23 protein-coding genes are annotated in these 15,817 nt (G+C 41.6%); 15 read left to right on the top strand and 8 right to left on the bottom strand.

Going from position 1 to position 15,817, the window contains the following annotated elements:
• Nucleotides 1-157 precede the first annotated feature (157 nt).
• Together MOF34_RS16590 and MOF34_RS16585 are read left to right on the top strand one after the other, a co-directional pair.
• The gene (locus MOF34_RS16590; protein WP_268400928.1) at nucleotides 158-658 is read left to right on the top strand and encodes a hypothetical protein; all 501 of its coding nucleotides are present in this window, start codon (nucleotides 158-160) and stop codon (nucleotides 656-658) included.
• A gap of 11 nt (nucleotides 659-669) precedes the next feature.
• Nucleotides 670-885, top strand: a complete 216-nt coding sequence (locus MOF34_RS16585; RefSeq protein ID WP_268400944.1) for a type II CAAX prenyl endopeptidase Rce1 family protein — start codon at nucleotides 670-672, stop codon at nucleotides 883-885.
• Nucleotides 886-929: 44 nt separating this feature from the next.
• Here the strand turns inward: MOF34_RS16585 and MOF34_RS16580 are convergent, their stop codons facing one another.
• Nucleotides 930-1,385: a regulatory YrvL family protein gene (locus MOF34_RS16580; RefSeq protein WP_268400926.1), complete on the bottom strand. Its 456-nt coding sequence runs from the start codon at nucleotides 1,383-1,385 to the stop codon at nucleotides 930-932.
• Nucleotides 1,386-1,530: 145 nt separating this feature from the next.
• Nucleotides 1,531-2,088: a hypothetical protein gene (locus MOF34_RS16575; RefSeq protein ID WP_268400925.1), complete on the bottom strand. Its 558-nt coding sequence runs from the start codon at nucleotides 2,086-2,088 to the stop codon at nucleotides 1,531-1,533.
• A gap of 120 nt (nucleotides 2,089-2,208) precedes the next feature.
• Here MOF34_RS16575 and MOF34_RS16570 point away from each other — a divergent pair, with 120 nt between their 5' ends.
• Nucleotides 2,209-2,805 (top strand): TetR/AcrR family transcriptional regulator, encoded by a 597-nt coding sequence (locus MOF34_RS16570; RefSeq protein ID WP_268400924.1) that lies wholly within the window; start codon nucleotides 2,209-2,211, stop codon nucleotides 2,803-2,805.
• A 172-nt stretch (nucleotides 2,806-2,977) separates the two neighbouring features.
• Here MOF34_RS16570 and MOF34_RS16565 read toward each other — a convergent pair whose 3' ends face one another.
• The 3 genes from MOF34_RS16565 to aprX all read right to left on the bottom strand — a co-directional run bounded on the left by MOF34_RS16565 (nucleotide 2,978) and on the right by aprX (nucleotide 5,675).
• On the bottom strand, nucleotides 2,978-3,334 hold the full coding sequence (locus MOF34_RS16565) for a hypothetical protein (protein WP_268400922.1): 357 nt from the start codon (nucleotides 3,332-3,334) through the stop codon (nucleotides 2,978-2,980).
• A gap of 78 nt (nucleotides 3,335-3,412) precedes the next feature.
• On the bottom strand, nucleotides 3,413-4,237 hold the full coding sequence (locus MOF34_RS16560; protein ID WP_268400921.1) for an MBL fold metallo-hydrolase: 825 nt from the start codon (nucleotides 4,235-4,237) through the stop codon (nucleotides 3,413-3,415).
• 109 nt (nucleotides 4,238-4,346) lie between these two features.
• Entirely contained in the window at nucleotides 4,347-5,675 is a 1,329-nt protein-coding gene (gene aprX / locus MOF34_RS16555; protein ID WP_268400919.1) for a serine protease AprX, read from the bottom strand.
• Nucleotides 5,676-5,890: 215 nt separating this feature from the next.
• Between aprX and MOF34_RS16550 the strand changes: the two genes are divergently transcribed.
• The 3 genes from MOF34_RS16550 (at nucleotide 5,891) to MOF34_RS16540 (ending at nucleotide 7,639) form a co-directional block, all read left to right on the top strand.
• Complete coding sequence (locus tag MOF34_RS16550) at nucleotides 5,891-6,121, top strand: hypothetical protein (RefSeq protein ID WP_268400917.1); 231 nt, start codon at nucleotides 5,891-5,893, stop codon at nucleotides 6,119-6,121.
• Between the two features lie 283 nt (nucleotides 6,122-6,404).
• Entirely contained in the window at nucleotides 6,405-7,112 is a 708-nt protein-coding gene (locus MOF34_RS16545) for a poly-gamma-glutamate hydrolase family protein (RefSeq protein WP_268400916.1), read from the top strand.
• A 74-nt stretch (nucleotides 7,113-7,186) separates the two neighbouring features.
• Nucleotides 7,187-7,639, top strand: a complete 453-nt coding sequence (locus MOF34_RS16540; RefSeq protein WP_268400914.1) for an OsmC family protein — start codon at nucleotides 7,187-7,189, stop codon at nucleotides 7,637-7,639.
• Nucleotides 7,640-7,650: 11 nt separating this feature from the next.
• Here the strand turns inward: MOF34_RS16540 and ebrB are convergent, their stop codons facing one another.
• The 3 genes from ebrB to MOF34_RS16525 form a co-directional block, all read right to left on the bottom strand.
• Nucleotides 7,651-8,004: a multidrug efflux SMR transporter subunit EbrB gene (gene ebrB, locus MOF34_RS16535; RefSeq protein WP_268400912.1), complete on the bottom strand. Its 354-nt coding sequence runs from the start codon at nucleotides 8,002-8,004 to the stop codon at nucleotides 7,651-7,653.
• 13 nt (nucleotides 8,005-8,017) lie between these two features.
• On the bottom strand, nucleotides 8,018-8,335 hold the full coding sequence (ebrA, locus tag MOF34_RS16530; protein WP_268400911.1) for a multidrug efflux SMR transporter subunit EbrA: 318 nt from the start codon (nucleotides 8,333-8,335) through the stop codon (nucleotides 8,018-8,020).
• Between the two features lie 139 nt (nucleotides 8,336-8,474).
• A complete protein-coding gene (locus tag MOF34_RS16525) occupies nucleotides 8,475-8,723 on the bottom strand; it encodes a hypothetical protein (RefSeq protein ID WP_268400910.1) in 249 nt (82 codons plus the stop codon).
• Between the two features lie 89 nt (nucleotides 8,724-8,812).
• On the opposite strand from MOF34_RS16525, the gene MOF34_RS16520 reads away from it, so the two are divergent.
• The 9 genes from MOF34_RS16520 to MOF34_RS16480 all read left to right on the top strand — a co-directional run bounded on the left by MOF34_RS16520 (nucleotide 8,813) and on the right by MOF34_RS16480 (nucleotide 15,682).
• Nucleotides 8,813-9,226, top strand: coding sequence for a YmaF family protein (locus MOF34_RS16520; RefSeq protein WP_268400909.1), 414 nt, complete (start codon nucleotides 8,813-8,815; stop codon nucleotides 9,224-9,226).
• A gap of 99 nt (nucleotides 9,227-9,325) precedes the next feature.
• Nucleotides 9,326-10,270 carry a tRNA (adenosine(37)-N6)-dimethylallyltransferase MiaA gene (gene miaA / locus MOF34_RS16515; protein ID WP_268400908.1) on the top strand — a complete coding sequence of 315 codons (945 nt, stop codon included), beginning with the start codon at nucleotides 9,326-9,328 and terminating at the stop codon, nucleotides 10,268-10,270.
• Nucleotides 10,271-10,309: 39 nt separating this feature from the next.
• Nucleotides 10,310-10,531 (top strand): RNA chaperone Hfq, encoded by a 222-nt coding sequence (gene hfq / locus MOF34_RS16510; RefSeq protein ID WP_003221097.1) that lies wholly within the window; start codon nucleotides 10,310-10,312, stop codon nucleotides 10,529-10,531.
• Between the two features lie 191 nt (nucleotides 10,532-10,722).
• Nucleotides 10,723-10,995 (top strand): YmzC family protein, encoded by a 273-nt coding sequence (locus MOF34_RS16505; RefSeq protein WP_268400907.1) that lies wholly within the window; start codon nucleotides 10,723-10,725, stop codon nucleotides 10,993-10,995.
• A gap of 81 nt (nucleotides 10,996-11,076) precedes the next feature.
• Nucleotides 11,077-11,307 (top strand): hypothetical protein, encoded by a 231-nt coding sequence (locus tag MOF34_RS16500; RefSeq protein WP_003238362.1) that lies wholly within the window; start codon nucleotides 11,077-11,079, stop codon nucleotides 11,305-11,307.
• Nucleotides 11,308-11,550: 243 nt separating this feature from the next.
• On the top strand, nucleotides 11,551-11,943 hold the full coding sequence (nrdI, locus tag MOF34_RS16495; protein ID WP_268400906.1) for a class Ib ribonucleoside-diphosphate reductase assembly flavoprotein NrdI: 393 nt from the start codon (nucleotides 11,551-11,553) through the stop codon (nucleotides 11,941-11,943).
• Nucleotides 11,903-14,005, top strand: coding sequence for a class 1b ribonucleoside-diphosphate reductase subunit alpha (nrdE, locus tag MOF34_RS16490; RefSeq protein WP_041907113.1), 2,103 nt, complete (start codon nucleotides 11,903-11,905; stop codon nucleotides 14,003-14,005). The genes nrdI and nrdE overlap by 41 nt, the downstream gene beginning before the upstream one ends.
• 17 nt (nucleotides 14,006-14,022) lie before the next feature.
• Nucleotides 14,023-15,012 carry a class 1b ribonucleoside-diphosphate reductase subunit beta gene (gene nrdF / locus MOF34_RS16485; RefSeq protein WP_003221108.1) on the top strand — a complete coding sequence of 330 codons (990 nt, stop codon included), beginning with the start codon at nucleotides 14,023-14,025 and terminating at the stop codon, nucleotides 15,010-15,012.
• A 49-nt stretch (nucleotides 15,013-15,061) separates the two neighbouring features.
• Complete coding sequence (locus tag MOF34_RS16480) at nucleotides 15,062-15,682, top strand: hypothetical protein (protein ID WP_268400905.1); 621 nt, start codon at nucleotides 15,062-15,064, stop codon at nucleotides 15,680-15,682.
• Nucleotides 15,683-15,817 lie beyond the last annotated feature (135 nt).

Raw genomic sequence — 15,817 nt, 5'->3', positions numbered from 1 at the left:
TTGAAGGAATTATTTATGAATGCAGAATCTAAATCAAATCAGCATTGTTTTGCTTCCTGTTTTATGAACAGGGAGTTTTGTTTTTTATTGAGAGCGTTTGGGCTGTCGTCCGATTTTATAAATGAATAATCTTAAAGTAAAAGGAGGGTGTTTAGTGATGGAAATGTATTTTGGGGCGTTCATTCTATTTTTATTGATCTACGACCCGATATATGGATACATTGATTTTCAAAAGTTTAAAAGAAACATTAAGACTGGTGAAAATGGAAATGAGAGAGTGAAGTATTATGTTCGTATAATGATCGGATTATGGGTTCCAGCTTTGTTTATTTTAGCTTTAGTGGCTTTTACCCCCGATCTCTCATTCAAACAAATGGGATTCACTATGCCGACAATACATACAGCTCCTCTCGGTCCTCTTGCATCCTATCTTTTGCTGGGATTAGGTGTTTTATATGTAATCCTTGTGATGTATTGTATTATTGGTTTTAAGTTTAGCCCGAAGATCAGGGAAGGTATAATAAATAAAAAAGCGGAAGAGTTAAAGACCTCGGCTGCCGCGCCCATCCTGCCTGTTTCATTGAATGAGAAAAAGGTTTGGAATTATGTATCCTTAACAGCCGGTGTAACGGAGGAAATCATTTATGGGGGTTTTTAATATTTGTTCTTGTGTTTTTGTTCCCGCAAGTTTCAATCTGGGTCATCATCCTGCTTGCATCACTCCTTTTTGGAGTAGCTCATACATATCAGGGGCTGTGGCAGGGAGTGATCAGAACTTCACTGGTTGGGGCTTTGTTTTCTGCTTTATATATCATCATTGATTCTATTATTCCACTCATCTTTTTACATTTTTCTTGTGGATTATTTAGCAAAATTAGACGATGAGACTGATATAAAAGCAAAAACCGCTTGAATCATCATAGGCGGTTTTAAGCCGCTTTCCCATTTGGCCGGTCATCAAAGGCAAGTTCAATGAAAGCCATCAACACTGATATCAAAACAAGAAAGACATCTGGAATATATATAGACTGTATAAAGTAATCTGCAAAACAGATCGTTATGAAATTGCTCACAAAGTACAGTATAAAAGCAAAAAGTGCAGTCTTTTTCAATGAGAGTGATCTTGCCAAAATGATAGAGACAACCTTTGTGAGTGGGTCTATGATCAAGCCGACAGCAAAACAGACTAAAATAAATAAAACTAATGTTTGATTTGAATCATATGTGAGGCCCAGTATGAAGAATAATCCTTTTAACCCAAAGAAATAGCCGCCGAAGATCACTACAAGTGCAATGGCAACGATGAAAGTGATCGATACAATTCCGATTAATCTTGATCTCAGGCTACAATCTTTAGAGTGCTCGTTCTGTTCTTTTTGGCTCATGTATGACACTCCCTTCACCTGCTTACTCATACCCTTGAAGGAGCCCAAAAGATCTATAAGTCTGTTTTCTAATGAAAATAGTATAACATATTTTTACAAAACCGAAAAAGGTCCTTTCCGCTGGGGAAGGACCTTTTTCATCGTGTTAACTCCTGAGATTCGCCGAAGCTTTCTCTTTTTTTGGCCAAATAAAATAGCTGGCTGTAATGAGAAAATCAATGCCTACGATGACAGTCCACAGTTTCAGAATGCCGCTTAATGCCTCGGTTCTGGCAGAATCATTGATGAAATAGACCATCCCTGCTAATAATCCCGCACCAATAAGGTATGCCAGCACATGTTTGATCCAGCCTTTCGCATAGTGCTTGGCATGATCCATTCCAAAACGTTTCATCGGTTTGGCGCCTTTTTTTGTCACATAATATTGAAATGTTTCATCTGCCCATTGAATCATTTGTTTCCCATAGGCGATCGATACCCCGATGTAAACAGCAGCAATCCCGTGGGCAGCAGTCGCTGAGGCACCGCGGTAAAGGTCCACACCAGTTGCCGATAATAAGATCAAATCAATAATTGGAGTTAAGGCAAGGAATAGCAGTCCTAATGTATGCTGTTTGAATAGGTAGCGTACAGATAGCCCTAAAACAATCACAACCCAAAACGCAATTTCACAGAAGACAATCATCCATGCAATACCGTTCAATCCATCTCCCTCTTTTCAATACAGCTGTATTACGTAAATAATATGTTACCACCTTTGTTTTTGCAACACAAATGTATTATAAAAATTGCTCTCTTATTTTTTTCTTGTTACAATAAAGCTATGCCAAAACAAATTGACCATGAGAAAAGAAGAAAAGAAATTGCAGAAGCAACGTGGCGGGTAATTTTAGAACGGGGGATGGAGGGAGCCTCAGCCAGAAACATTGCGAAGGAAGCAGGATTGTCATTAGGTGCGCTGCGCCATTATTTTTCTACTCAGGATGACTTGCTTGTTTTTGCAATGAAACTCGTTCAAGAAAAGGTGATGGCCCGAATTAAGGACATTACGATGAGGGATATGCCCCCTAAGGAAAAAGTGTTACATATTTTGCTTGACATTGTCCCAACGAATGAAGAAACGGTTAGAGAGATGGAGGTGTGGTTTGCTTTTACGGTTTACGCCAGACATAAACAGGATATGTTTGATGCAAATCATGACGGGATTTACAGCGGTATGCGGAATCTGATTGCCTATTTAGATGAATTCAATTTACTGAGGCAGGATGCTGATAAAGATATTGAAGCTGAGAGACTTTACGCGCTTATTGATGGCTTGGCTTTGCATGCGATGCTTGACCCTGTGAGAGTGAATAAAGACAGAATCAAACGTGTCATTATGCAGCATGTAGAATCAATTTGTGTAAATGGGAACATATGAGACAAAGGGGAGGGAATATTAATAAAGCTGTAAAAAGAAAAGGGTCAAATCACTAAGTATAGAATGTATAAACTATGTACTCCTACGTGATATGCTTTTTGAAAGAGACCATGTAAAGCAGCGCCTTTGAATGAAAGCTCAAAGGCGCTAAGCTGTATGATTTAATTGACTGTCAGCTGTGCTGGACATCAAATGTATAGACTGCACGATCTGTTATAACCTTCAATCCTTCGTTTTCTTGGTGAATATGCATATCGCCTAATAAAGGAATCTCATAGGCATTTTGCGGAAGCGGTACGTTGCCGTCCTCAGTGAATGTTGTTCCTTCGCCTTCTAAAACGAGTTCTTCTTTTGCAACATAGTCATCAGGATGATTCGTGCTGCGTATACCCACTTTTTGAAGGTGGAGAACAATCTGATCCAAGTCTGCAATCTCTTCATCATGGGTCAATTCACCTTTTCTAATATCAAGCGTTTGGCCTACTTTTGATTCCAGCCATTGAGAAAGCTGTGTATTCGTGTGTGCCATCAATATTCCTCCTTTTGATCTACACGATACTATTCCCAATTGCTGCATCTTTTACACGGAAAAGAGCCGCCTCACCCTCTATGTATAAAACAATTCGCTGTTCAGAGCCTTGATATAACGTACGGCAGAACGCTGGACCGCTTCGCCGGCATTTTCTTTGACAACTTTTGAAAAAGCATTATAAATCCGGTTAAATTGAAGCGGTTCTACTTTGGCTGCTATTTCTTCAACTTTGGAGGCGGGGAGGGGAATGAGATTTGGATAGCTGTACATAAAGCTGACCCAGTTCCGATCCGCCGTAACTGTAATGATATCCCCGGTCAATAGGCAGCCTTTCCCAGCATTGCCGCTGCTCCAATGAAGAACGGCGCCGCCCTTAAAATGTCCGCCCAGGCGGTAAAGGTCCAGTCCCGGCTTCATGTTAAGAGTTTCTCCTGTCCAGAAATGAATGTAATTGCTGGGCCTTGTCACCCATTCTTTGTCATCCTCGTGAATATAAATCGGAGCCTGAAACGGTTCAGCCCATTCAACCTGAGTAGAGTAATAATGTGGATGAGACAAAGCGATGGCTTGAATACCGCCTAATTCTTTGATGTGGTCAATTGTCTTTTGGTCAAGATATGAAATGCAATCCCACAGCACGTTGAAGCCCTCATGCTGGATCAAATGTGCTGTTTGTCCGATCGCAAACTCTGGTTCCGTTTTGATGCTGTAAAGATGCTCTTCTTCCTTTTTGAGGTTGTTTTGAAGGTTTTTTTTCTCACGCATGTCTTCAAGGGTAGTCCAAGATTGTCCATCCGGAGGAATATACTGCCTTTCATCATCGCAAATCAGACATGAACTCGGCGGATGCACAGTCTGCGCATGTTGTACTCCGCATGTTTTGCAGATATAATAAGGCACTTTTGTCACTTCCTTCATCCATTTTCTATTATTTTAGCCCATTATTATGAAAATTAAAAATATAAAACCGGCAGTTCCACAGAGAGAATTGCCGGCTATATGGTACTGTTTATTGGCCGGGAACTGAATTTTCCGCGTTGACAGCGCCCGCTCCGTAAACATTCGGATCTTCATTTTTCCATTTGTCCGTGCCGTTTTTCAAAAGCTCTTTCACTTCATCAGGTGTAAGGTCCGGGTTTTGCTGAAGGATTAAAGCCGCAATTCCTGCACAGATCGGTGTTGCCATCGACGTTCCAGACATTGTAAAGTACTGAGATCCTACACGGCTTGACTTTTGAAGCTTATCGATATAAGAATTCGGAGAGCGAAGTGAAATAATATTAACACCCGGTGCTAAAATATCGGGCTTTTCTTTTCCGTATACTGTCGGCCCGCGGCTTGAAAATGAAGCGACCGTATCATCATCGCTGTTTGCGGTATTGTTATCGTCAAGGGCACCTACTGTAATTACCTTTTCGCTCACGCCTGGGCTTGCAATAGTTTGTGGATCAGGCCCTGAGTTTCCGGCAGCGACACAGACGACAATCCCTGCGTTCCACGCTTCGTCAACCACTCTGACTAACGGGTCTTCCTGTTCATTATCATATCTAAGCGCATCACCACCGAGCGACATACTGATAATATTAATCGGTTCATTCGGGTTGTCCTCATTGTATTGAATACACCATTCTACACCTTCGATAATATCTGCTAACGTTCCTGAACCTTGCTTGTTCAAAACCTTCACACCGATTAGATTGGCTTCCGGTGCAGGCCCGCGGTATTGGCCGGAAGAGGATGCGCCGCTGCTTGCGACATCACCTGCACAGTGTGTGCCATGGCCGTTATCATCATACGGTTCTGTTTTTTGATTGACCATGTCCGCAAATCCGATAATTCTGCCTTCTAAATCAGGATGCGGGTAAATGCCTGTATCGACAACAGCGACAGTAACACCTTTTCCTGTCAGGGTTTGCCCGTTTCTGACGACTTCCTTCGCATGGCTTGCTTCGGTTGCCGTGTCTAGAAGCGCTTTGACTTCGCGGTTTAAATACACTTTGCGAATATCGCTGCATTCAGAAAGAAGGGAATGTAACGCTGAAGGGGTAATCTCCGCGGTGCAGCAATTGATTTTATTGAAGCGGCTTTTTAGCTTGCTGCGCTTTTCTTTTTGCAGCACCTCTCCAGCCATTTGAAAGCCGGTCTCTTGACAGCCTTCTTCAAATTCAATAATGACTGACATTTTTTTTCTGTTTTTCAATTTGGTTTCAAAAAACTGATGCAAGAAGCAAGGAGTCCATTTGAAGGGTTTGTAAAGCTGCAAGACGCTCTCCCGCAACGGCCAATCTAGCTTATGAGCATTTGCTCTCACCATTTGTACCATAGAGTACCCAAACATGTATTTTCCTCCTATTATAATGTTCTCTGTATACTCTATGAACAGATGGTAGCTTTGGTAAGTTTGTTTGTCCTTTAGAAGAGGTGGACAAGAGTTGGTTTTTATGAATCTTTCGAATCAGATTCAGGAGTCATGGCAATCATTGGGGATTGAAAAGGAACGTTTGTTCGTATTATAATGATGTCATATCAAACTGGCAAGGGGAGAGCAGCTGTATGAATTTCTTCTTACATCGGTCTTTGGAAAGCCAAATACCAATCAGCATTATATATATGAAGAAAGACGGAACGATTAGTAAAAGAACGATTATTGTAAGACAGAAAAAACAAACACTAATCAAAGCATTTTGTTTTTCGAAACAACAGATCAGAACGTTTTTGTTGGATTCGATCCTCTCCTGTGACTTTGTGAGAACAAATACACAAAACCTCTATTTCGAAAATTGATAACAGGCTGTCCGTGTCATAAACCGGGCAGCTGCTAATAAAACCCCTCCTTAAACCTTTATACATGTAATTGCCAAGTGAGGTTATGCCTACTTTTTTTATCTTTCCTCTCAATCTTTTATCACTCATATTTCAAATGAATCGCTATGATCCGTGACAATCAATTGATTTTTTGAAACCGGGAACTTTTTCACTGATGATATACTGTATACAATGGTAAGATAAAACCTATTGGCTAAACCTCATATAATGAACCTCGCCATTCTTATGAAAGGAGTTAAACATGAGAAGATTTATACTAAATGTCATATTAGTCTTAGCCATTGTCTTATTCCTGAGATATGTTAATTACTCATTAGAACCTGAACCATCTAATCAGCCAGATACATATTCAAATTTCAGCAGCTTGGCAGAAAATGAGAGCCCAGCCGATTATGATATTTCTTATAGTGAAAAAAAAGGAAGCAAATTGTTAATTATGTCTCCACACGGAGGAAGAATTGAAGGTGGAGTAAGCGAGCTTGTGCGGTATTTCAATAATGAATTCTCTACATACCTGTTTGAAGGGTTGAAGTCACACGATAACCAAATGCTTCACATTACAAGCACTAACTTTGATGAGCCATTGGCCGAAAAGAAAATCAAGGAGCACCAATATGTTGTGGCTTTTCACGGATATAAGGGGGAAGATAAGAATACACTTGTTGGAGGGACAGATCGAAAGCGGGCGAAAATGATCGTAAGAGCCCTTGAGAGAAGAGGGTTTTCCGCTGAGCTAGCGTCGTCTAAAAGCGGTCTTGCAGGGTTGAGTGCCGAAAACATTAACAACCAAGGGGAAACGGGGCTGAGTATCCAGCTGGAGATCAGCCGCGAGCAAAGAGAAGCATTTTTCGATGACTTTTATTATAAAAATAGGAAATATACAAAGAACAGTGAATTTTATTCTTATGTACGTGCGATCAAAAGTGTCCTTGAAAAAGAGTATTCGTAACAAGCAGTTCAGAAGACAAAATAAGAGAAGATCAGTAGACTGAAATAGGATTATAAAAGGAGGCAAAACATACGATGGCAGATCATCATTTTTATTTAAAAGCGAACTGGCCGGGTAACCGCAATGACGTTGGTACGATCGAAAGTGAGAACTTAATCACATCTATTTCCATTCCTAAAGAAATGGATGGGCCGGGAGAGGGGACCAACCCAGATGAAATGCTTCTCGGCGCGGCAGCTACCTGTTACATTATTACACTTGCTGCGATGATGGAAAGAAGCGGGATAGATAAGGAAGACTTGCAAATGGAGTCAGAAGGTATTGTTGACGTCACAAAAGGAGTTTTTACATACAAAAAGATTATTCACCGTCCCTCCGTCGTGCTCAAACATGATGCCTCACAAGAAGATGTCGCATTGGCGCACAGGCTTTGTGAAAAGGCGGAGTCGTCATGCATGATTTCACGCGCAATTCAAGGTAATGTTGAGCTGCAGCTTGAAGCCTCTGTAAAACGGGCTGGAGAATAAGAAACAGACGGTCATTCACAGACCGTCTGTTTTTTTTCTTTAGCAGGGGCTTTCGACCGATTTAATACGACGACGCCTGCAATGACAAGCGTGAGCCCGAACACGCCCTTTAAACTGATGGTTTCGCCAAAAAGCATAAATCCGACAATGGCTGTAAGCGCCGTTCCAACGCCAGACCATGTCGCATACGCGCTTGATAAGTCAATTGTTTTTAAAGAAAAGCTTAGAAAGGTAAAAGCAGAAAGAAATCCGGCAATGACTCCAACAACGGGCCAGGCCTGTGTAAATCCTTCTGAAAGCTTTAGCATTGTGCTCCCGAAAACCTCAAATACAATGGCAAGAGCCAAATAAAGCAATCCTTTCATCATTATCACTCCTTTACTGCCAGTTAAGTAACACGACCCCTGATAGTAATAAAAGAATCCCGATAAGCTCTTTGACATTCAATTCTTCCTTAAACCATTTCACTCCGATCACTGCCGTCAGCACCGTGCCTACACCACTCCACGTCGCATACGAGAGGCTGAGGGGGATATGGTTTAAGGTGAGCGACAGCATATAAAAGGCGAGGGAATAGCCAATCACGACTAAAGCGCTTGGCTTCCATTTATTGAAACCGTCAGATACTTTCAGCATGGCCGCTCCAATCGATTCCGAGCAAATGGCAATCGTGAGGAATATATATCCTACCAACATGTTACATTCTCCTCACTTCAACTACATTTTTAGATTTGAAAAGATCTATAGAGAAAAATATTAGTGTATACTTATGTATGAGTCAAGAGATTCATTTTCAATCACCTAAAAAGACCCCTTTTGAAGAGGCCTTTTGTGTTTAATAATAGTAAGGAAATGGAGCGTACGGATAATAGGGATATCCGCCATAAAAATAAGGATTAAATAAAGCGCTTCCTACCAGCCCGCCAACTAGGCCGCCGAAAAAAGGTCCCCCGTAAAAACCGAATGGCCGGCCAAATCCGAATCCAGGTCTTCCAAACCCGTAGCCGAATCCAGGCCTCCCAAATCCGAAGGGTCTTCCAAATATTCTTGTATCTTCAGCAGTAAAATTGCTTACCTCGTTCATCTTTTCTTTCCTCCTGAAATAAAGTGTAGATGATGCAGTGTATTCAGCCTACCCAGATTTGATTGGGCGTTTGATGAAAAGGAAGGGGTGTGATCACTTTGGGCCTGTATCCGTCTGACTGGTCAAAAGCGCCGCCTCACGCACACGCTTATCATGTCAAAACGACGAGAGAACAGGGGCATTATCATCTCATTGAAGGATTTACTCAGCCGGCTAATGGATCGAATACCGATCAGCATACCCATTACTTTACAGGGATCACTTCTTTTGAAAACGGCCATTTTCACCGATATTACGGAATCTCAGGGCCTGCAATTCCCTTAGCAGACGGCACACATTATCACGAAATCGAAGAAACGACATATCTGGCCTATAATGATCCGATTGACATCCGGTACGGAGGCGTTGTGTATGATCCGAAAGATGACGGAAAAAAAACGCATCGGCATGCCCTGAAAGGAAAGACGAGAGAAATCGTCGGCAATGAGCCCCTCGGGTGGTAGAAAGATGTTTACCGGTTCAAAAAAAGGGCAAAATGGATAGGTGGTTGTACATGATGAATGCTATAATGGGGGGAGATTTATAAAAGAGAGTGATACACATTGAATAATACGAAGCAGCCCGTTGTCATATTAGTCGGACCGACGGCAGTGGGGAAAACAAATTTAAGTATTCAGCTGGCTAAATCTTTGAACGCGGAAATTATCAGCGGGGATTCGATGCAGGTTTATAAAGGAATGGATATTGGAACAGCTAAAATCACTGAACAGGAGATGGAAGGGGTACCCCATCATCTCATTGACATTTTAGACCCCCAAGATTCCTTCTCCACCGCCGATTATCAAAGCTTAGTGAGAAACAAAATCAGCGAGATTGCAAAAAGAGGAAAGCTTCCGATGATTGTCGGCGGTACAGGGCTTTATATACAATCTGTGCTTTACGATTATACATTTACGGAAGAGGCGAACGATCCTGCGTTTCGACAGAGCCTGCAAGTAGCCGCCGAGCGGCAAGGCGCTGATTTTCTTCATGCCAAACTTGCTGCGGCAGATCCAGAGGCAGCAGCTGCGATTCATCCCAATAATACGAGAAGAGTCATTCGTGCGCTGGAAATTTTACATACGTCCGGAAAAACGATGTCTCAGCATTTGAAGGAACAAAAACGAGAACTTCTGTACAATGCAGTGTTAATCGGACTGACAATGGATAGAGACACGCTTTACACAAGAATTAATCAGCGGGTCGATATGATGATGGAGGCAGGTCTTCTTCCGGAAGTGAAACGACTCTACGACAGGAATGTGAGAGACTGTCAATCGATACAGGCAATAGGCTATAAGGAGCTATATGCATATTTTGACGGTTTTGTGACACTTTCTGATGCCGTCGATCAGCTAAAGCAGAATTCAAGGCGGTACGCGAAACGCCAGCTGACGTGGTTTCGCAACAAAATGCAGGTTACCTGGTTCGATATGACACCGCCCGTTGATATGGAGCTGAAAAAAAAGGAAATTTTCAAACATATAGCAGGAAAACTCGAACTTTAATCGAAACTGTATGATATAGAGAATCAAGGAGGACGAAACATGAAACCGATTAATATTCAGGATCAGTTTTTGAATCAAATCCGGAAAGAAAATACGTATGTCACTGTTTTTTTGCTGAATGGCTTTCAGTTGCGCGGCCAGGTGAAAGGCTTTGATAACTTTACCGTATTGCTGGAATCGGAAGGTAAGCAGCAGCTTATCTATAAACATGCGATCTCAACATTTGCACCGCAAAAAAACGTCCAGCTTGAACTCGAATAGATCATAAAATACCATGTCAAGACATGGGGAGGCTGTCGGGGGAATCCCGTCAGCCATTTTTTTTGATCCACTTTCGTTTCAAGCTTTTTGGTAAGCGGACCATGCAAGGCACGGTCTTTTTTTATGAAATCAACATATGCAAGACGAACTCGAATATCATGTGAAAAATCGTAACTGGGAGTGGCGCGGCCTTGTTTGAAAGTGAAGCAGAACTGAGACGAATCAGGATTGCACTTGTGTGGATAGCTGTTTTTTTACTGTTCGGGGCGTGCGGGAATCAAGATACCATCATCGAAACAGACAGCGGCGATTCAGACTATGAAACGCCTCGGCCAACCTCGTTCCCGCTTGAACATAATCATTTTGGTGTTGTGGAGAACGGCTATATCAAAATTTATGAGTATAATGAATCGCGAAATGAGGTAAAGCTGAAGAAAGAATACCCGGATGATGGGCTTGAATAAAATTCACAAGCATCCGAATTTACAAAGCGAATGCTACCCGCTAAACTAAATACAGACACAGATCAAACAGAGGGTGAAAAAATGAAGCATAAAGTGATCGTGAATCATTGGGAAGAAATTTGTGAAGATGATTCTTGCTATGAATACGGAACAAGCATCATTGTAAATGGAAAAGAATTAATCAGAGAAGCGTCAATTATCAGCGCTTTGAAGGCGGTTTTAGAAGAGATCGGTGCGGATGTTGAAATAGAAGAAACAGTAGAGAGCGAAAAATGCTGTGATAGCTTAAGAAAAAAAAATCTAGACTACTAAGCAGTTTTTTTTCATGTTATGATATACATCGGCTTAAAAACGACACCATGAGTAGGACGAGAGATGATTCTCGTTCTGCTCTCTTTTTTGGGCCCTTATGAGTCTGCCCAATTGCCTGATTTGATCATAATATGAATTTCCCACAAAAACAAATCTATATATTGTGTTTTTGTTAGAGGATAGTATACTATATATAGTGCTAGTGATGAGAGATTCATATTTTTTGATAGGTCGTGATAAAACGTGGTACAAATCATATTTGATTCGAATACAGGAAATGTTCAGCGGTTTGTGAATAAAATAGGCTTTCAGCAGATACGCAAGGTGGACGAAATTGATCACCTGGACACTCCGTTTGTTTTGGTCACCTACACGACAAACTTCGGTCAGGTACCGGCATCAACACAATCATTTCTCGAAAAATACGCCCATCTTTTATTAGGAGTCGCTGCGAGCGGCAATAAAGTATGGGGCGATAACTTTGCAAAAAGCGCCGATACCATTTCAAGACAATATCAGGTGCCGATCTTGCACAAATTTGAACTCAGCGGCACATCTAAAGACGTTGAATTGTTTACTCAGGAGGTAGAAAGAGTTGTCACAAAATCAAGTGCCAAAATGGATTCAGTTAAATAACGAAATCATGATCCAAAAAGATGGAAAATTTCAGTTTGATAAGGATAAAGAGGCTGTACATAGCTATTTTGTAGATTATATCAATCAAAACACAGTTTTCTTTCACGATTTAAAAGAGAAGCTGGATTATTTGATTGAAAACCAATACTACGAAGAGGAATTCTTAAGCCTTTATTCTTTTGAAGACATTAAAGAAGTGTTTAAGACAGCTTACGCTAAGAAGTTTCGTTTTCCTTCCTTCATGAGTGCGTTTAAATTCTATAATGACTATGCTTTGAAAACGAATGACAAGAAGAAAATCCTCGAGCGTTATGAGGACCGAATCTCAATTGTTGCGCTGTTCTTCGCAAACGGCGACACTGAGAAAGCAAAAGAATATGTGAATCTGATGATTAACCAGGAATATCAGCCAAGCACACCGACATTTTTGAACGCGGGCAGAAAACGCCGCGGAGAACTGGTGAGCTGCTTCTTGCTCGAAGTCAATGATTCATTAAACGATATTTCAAGAGCGATCGATATCTCCATGCAGCTTTCTAAACTAGGCGGCGGGGTTTCTCTTAACCTGTCCAAGCTTCGCGCGAAAGGTGAAGCCATTAAAGATGTTGAAAATGCCACAAAAGGCGTTGTAGGCGTCATGAAGCTTCTTGATAACGCGTTCCGTTATGCTGATCAAATGGGGCAAAGACAAGGATCTGGCGCGGCGTATTTAAACATTTTCCACCGCGATATCAATGATTTTCTCGATACGAAAAAAATTTCTGCCGATGAGGATGTGCGCGTCAAAACACTTTCAATCGGTGTAGTCATTCCGGACAAGTTCGTTGAGCTTGCGCGTGAGGACAAAGCGGCTTATGTATTCTATCCGCATACCATCTATAAAGAGTACGGACAGCACATGGACGAAATGGACATGAATGAAATGTACGATAAGTTCGTCGACAATCCTCGGGTGAAAAAAGAGAAAATCAACCCGCGGAAATTGCTCGAAAAACTGGCGATGCTTCGCTCTGAATCAGGCTATCCATACATCATGTTCCAGGATAATGTCAACAAAGTACATGCGAATAACCATATTTCAAAGGTGAAATTTTCTAACCTTTGCTCTGAGGTACTGCAGGCATCTCAAGTTTCTTCTTACACAGACTACGATGTGGAAGATGAAATCGGTTTGGATATTTCATGCAACCTAGGATCGCTTAACATTCTCAACGTGATGGAGCACAAATCGATTGAAAAGACTGTTAAGCTTGCGACTGATTCTTTAACTCACGTTTCTGAAACGACTGATATCCGTAATGCGCCTGCTGTAAGACGGGCAAACAAAGCGATGAAATCAATCGGTCTCGGCGCTATGAACCTCCACGGATACCTTGCGCAAAACGGGATCGCGTATGAAAGCCCAGAAGCGCGCGACTTTGCGAACACATTCTTTATGATGGTGAACTTCTACTCTATCCAGCGTTCTGCGGAGATCGCAAAAGAGAAGGGCGAGACGTTTGATCAATATGAAGGATCAACCTATGCAACTGGTGAATACTTCGATAAGTACGTTTCAACTGATTTCTCGCCGAAATACGAAAAAATCGCAAATCTGTTTGAAGGTATGCATATCCCGACGACAGAGGACTGGAAACAATTAAAAGCTTTTGTCGCTGAACACGGCATGTATCACAGCTACAGATTATGCATTGCGCCGACAGGCTCTATTTCATACGTTCAGTCAAGCACGGCATCTGTCATGCCGATTATGGAACGGATCGAAGAAAGAACATACGGCAACTCAAAAACGTACTACCCAATGCCTGGTCTTGCATCTAATAACTGGTTCTTCTACAAAGAAGCCTATGATATGGATATGTTCAAAGTTGTAGATATGATCGCGACTATCCAGCAGCACGTTGATCAGGGAATCAGCTTTACATTGTTCCTGAAAGATACAATGACGACTCGTGATTTAAACCGGATTGATTTGTATGCACATCACAGAGGAATTAAAACCATTTACTATGCAAGAACGAAAGATACTGGGCAAGACAGCTGCCTTTCTTGTGTTGTTTGATTAAAGGAGAGTTTATAGTGACAAAAATTTATGACGCAGCAAACTGGTCAAAGCATGAAGACGACTTTACCCAAATGTTCTATAACCAAAATGTGAAACAGTTCTGGCTTCCGGAAGAGATTGCTTTAAACGGCGATCTCCTCACATGGAAGTACCTCGGGAAAAATGAGCAAGACACATATATGAAGGTACTGGCCGGACTGACTCTTCTTGATACAGAACAGGGGAATACAGGAATGCCGATCGTGGCTGAACACGTAGACGGCCACCAGCGGAAAGCCGTGCTGAACTTTATGGCGATGATGGAGAACGCTGTTCACGCAAAATCGTACTCTAATATTTTCATGACCCTGGCACCGACTGAAACCATCAATGAAGTATTCGAGTGGGTTAAACAAAATAAATATTTGCAGAAAAAAGCGCAAATCATCGTCGGACTTTACAAAGCCATTCAAAAAGATGACGAAATTTCATTGTTCAAAGCGATGGTTGCTTCCGTCTATCTGGAAAGCTTCCTCTTCTACAGCGGTTTCTATTATCCGTTATATTTCTACGGACAAGGAAAACTAATGCAAAGCGGGGAAATCATTAACTTGATCCTTCGTGATGAAGCGATTCACGGCGTCTATGTAGGTCTCCTTGCTCAGGAAATCTACAATAAGCAGACAGAAGAGAAAAAAGCAGAGCTTCGCGGATTCGCAATCGACCTTCTGAATGAGTTATATGAAAATGAGCTTGAGTATACAGAAGACTTGTACGATCAAGTTGGACTCTCACACGACGTAAAGAAATTCATCCGCTATAATGCCAATAAAGCGCTGATGAACCTTGGATTTGATCCATATTTTGAAGAGGAAGATATTAATCCGATCGTTTTAAACGGATTAAATACAAAAACAAAATCACATGACTTCTTCTCTATGAAGGGGAACGGCTATAAAAAGGCGACTGTTGAGCCGCTCAAAGACGATGACTTTTATTTTGGAGATGAAAAAGAGCAGATATAATATCTGCTCTTTTCGGCTTGAAGATTCAAATGAGGAGGATGCAGTAATCATGGGAAAAATGGACGAAAAGATTTTAGTCGCCCCGCGCGAGGACGTGTTTAAGAAAGAAAGCTTAACCTTCCAGGGTGTGAACAGTGAAGATAGCAAAGTAGCAGAAATCAAGGCTCAGATCGAAGCGGGCTATCGTGAAATGAGAAGGGGAGACGCAGAAGAAGATCCGCATTTCAAGCAGCCAATTCCTTATGTCGTCATTAAGCGCAAAGATGAAGTTTTCCTTTACGAACGGCTGGCTGGCGGCGGAGAATCACGTCTGCACAATAAGCTTTCTCTCGGCTTTGGAGGCCATATGAACGCGATTGAAGGAGCAGCCTCATTTGCTGAAGTCTTAAAGCTGAACACAGACCGTGAGCTTGACGAAGAACTGCAAATAAACGAAGAAGATAAACAAGCGATTGTCACATTGGGACTCATCAATGATGATGAAAACAGTGTCGGTAAAGTACATATCGGTATTCTATCTGCGCTTCAATTAAAACCAGACTCACAAGTGGAAGTAAAGGAAAAAGAACAAATTGCTGGAAGATGGATGAAAGTCTCTGAATTAAAACAGGACGACATCTATAAACGGCTGGAAACATGGTCACAGTTTGTTGTTGATATTCTTGAATAAAAAAACCCGGTTTCTCGTGATGAGGTGATATTATCCCCTCTAAGTAGACAGTGTAAAAAGCCCACTTTTCAAAAGTGGCTGTTACACTATACTTGGAGGGGATTTTTTTATGACGCGAAAAGGACAACACTTTCA

Source organism: Bacillus sp. T17B1, assembly GCF_026796395.1.
Lineage (GTDB): Bacteria > Bacillota > Bacilli > Bacillales > Bacillaceae > Bacillus > Bacillus spizizenii_A.
Note: the sequence above shows the minus strand (reverse complement) of the source record. Positions and strands in the feature narration are given on the sequence as shown.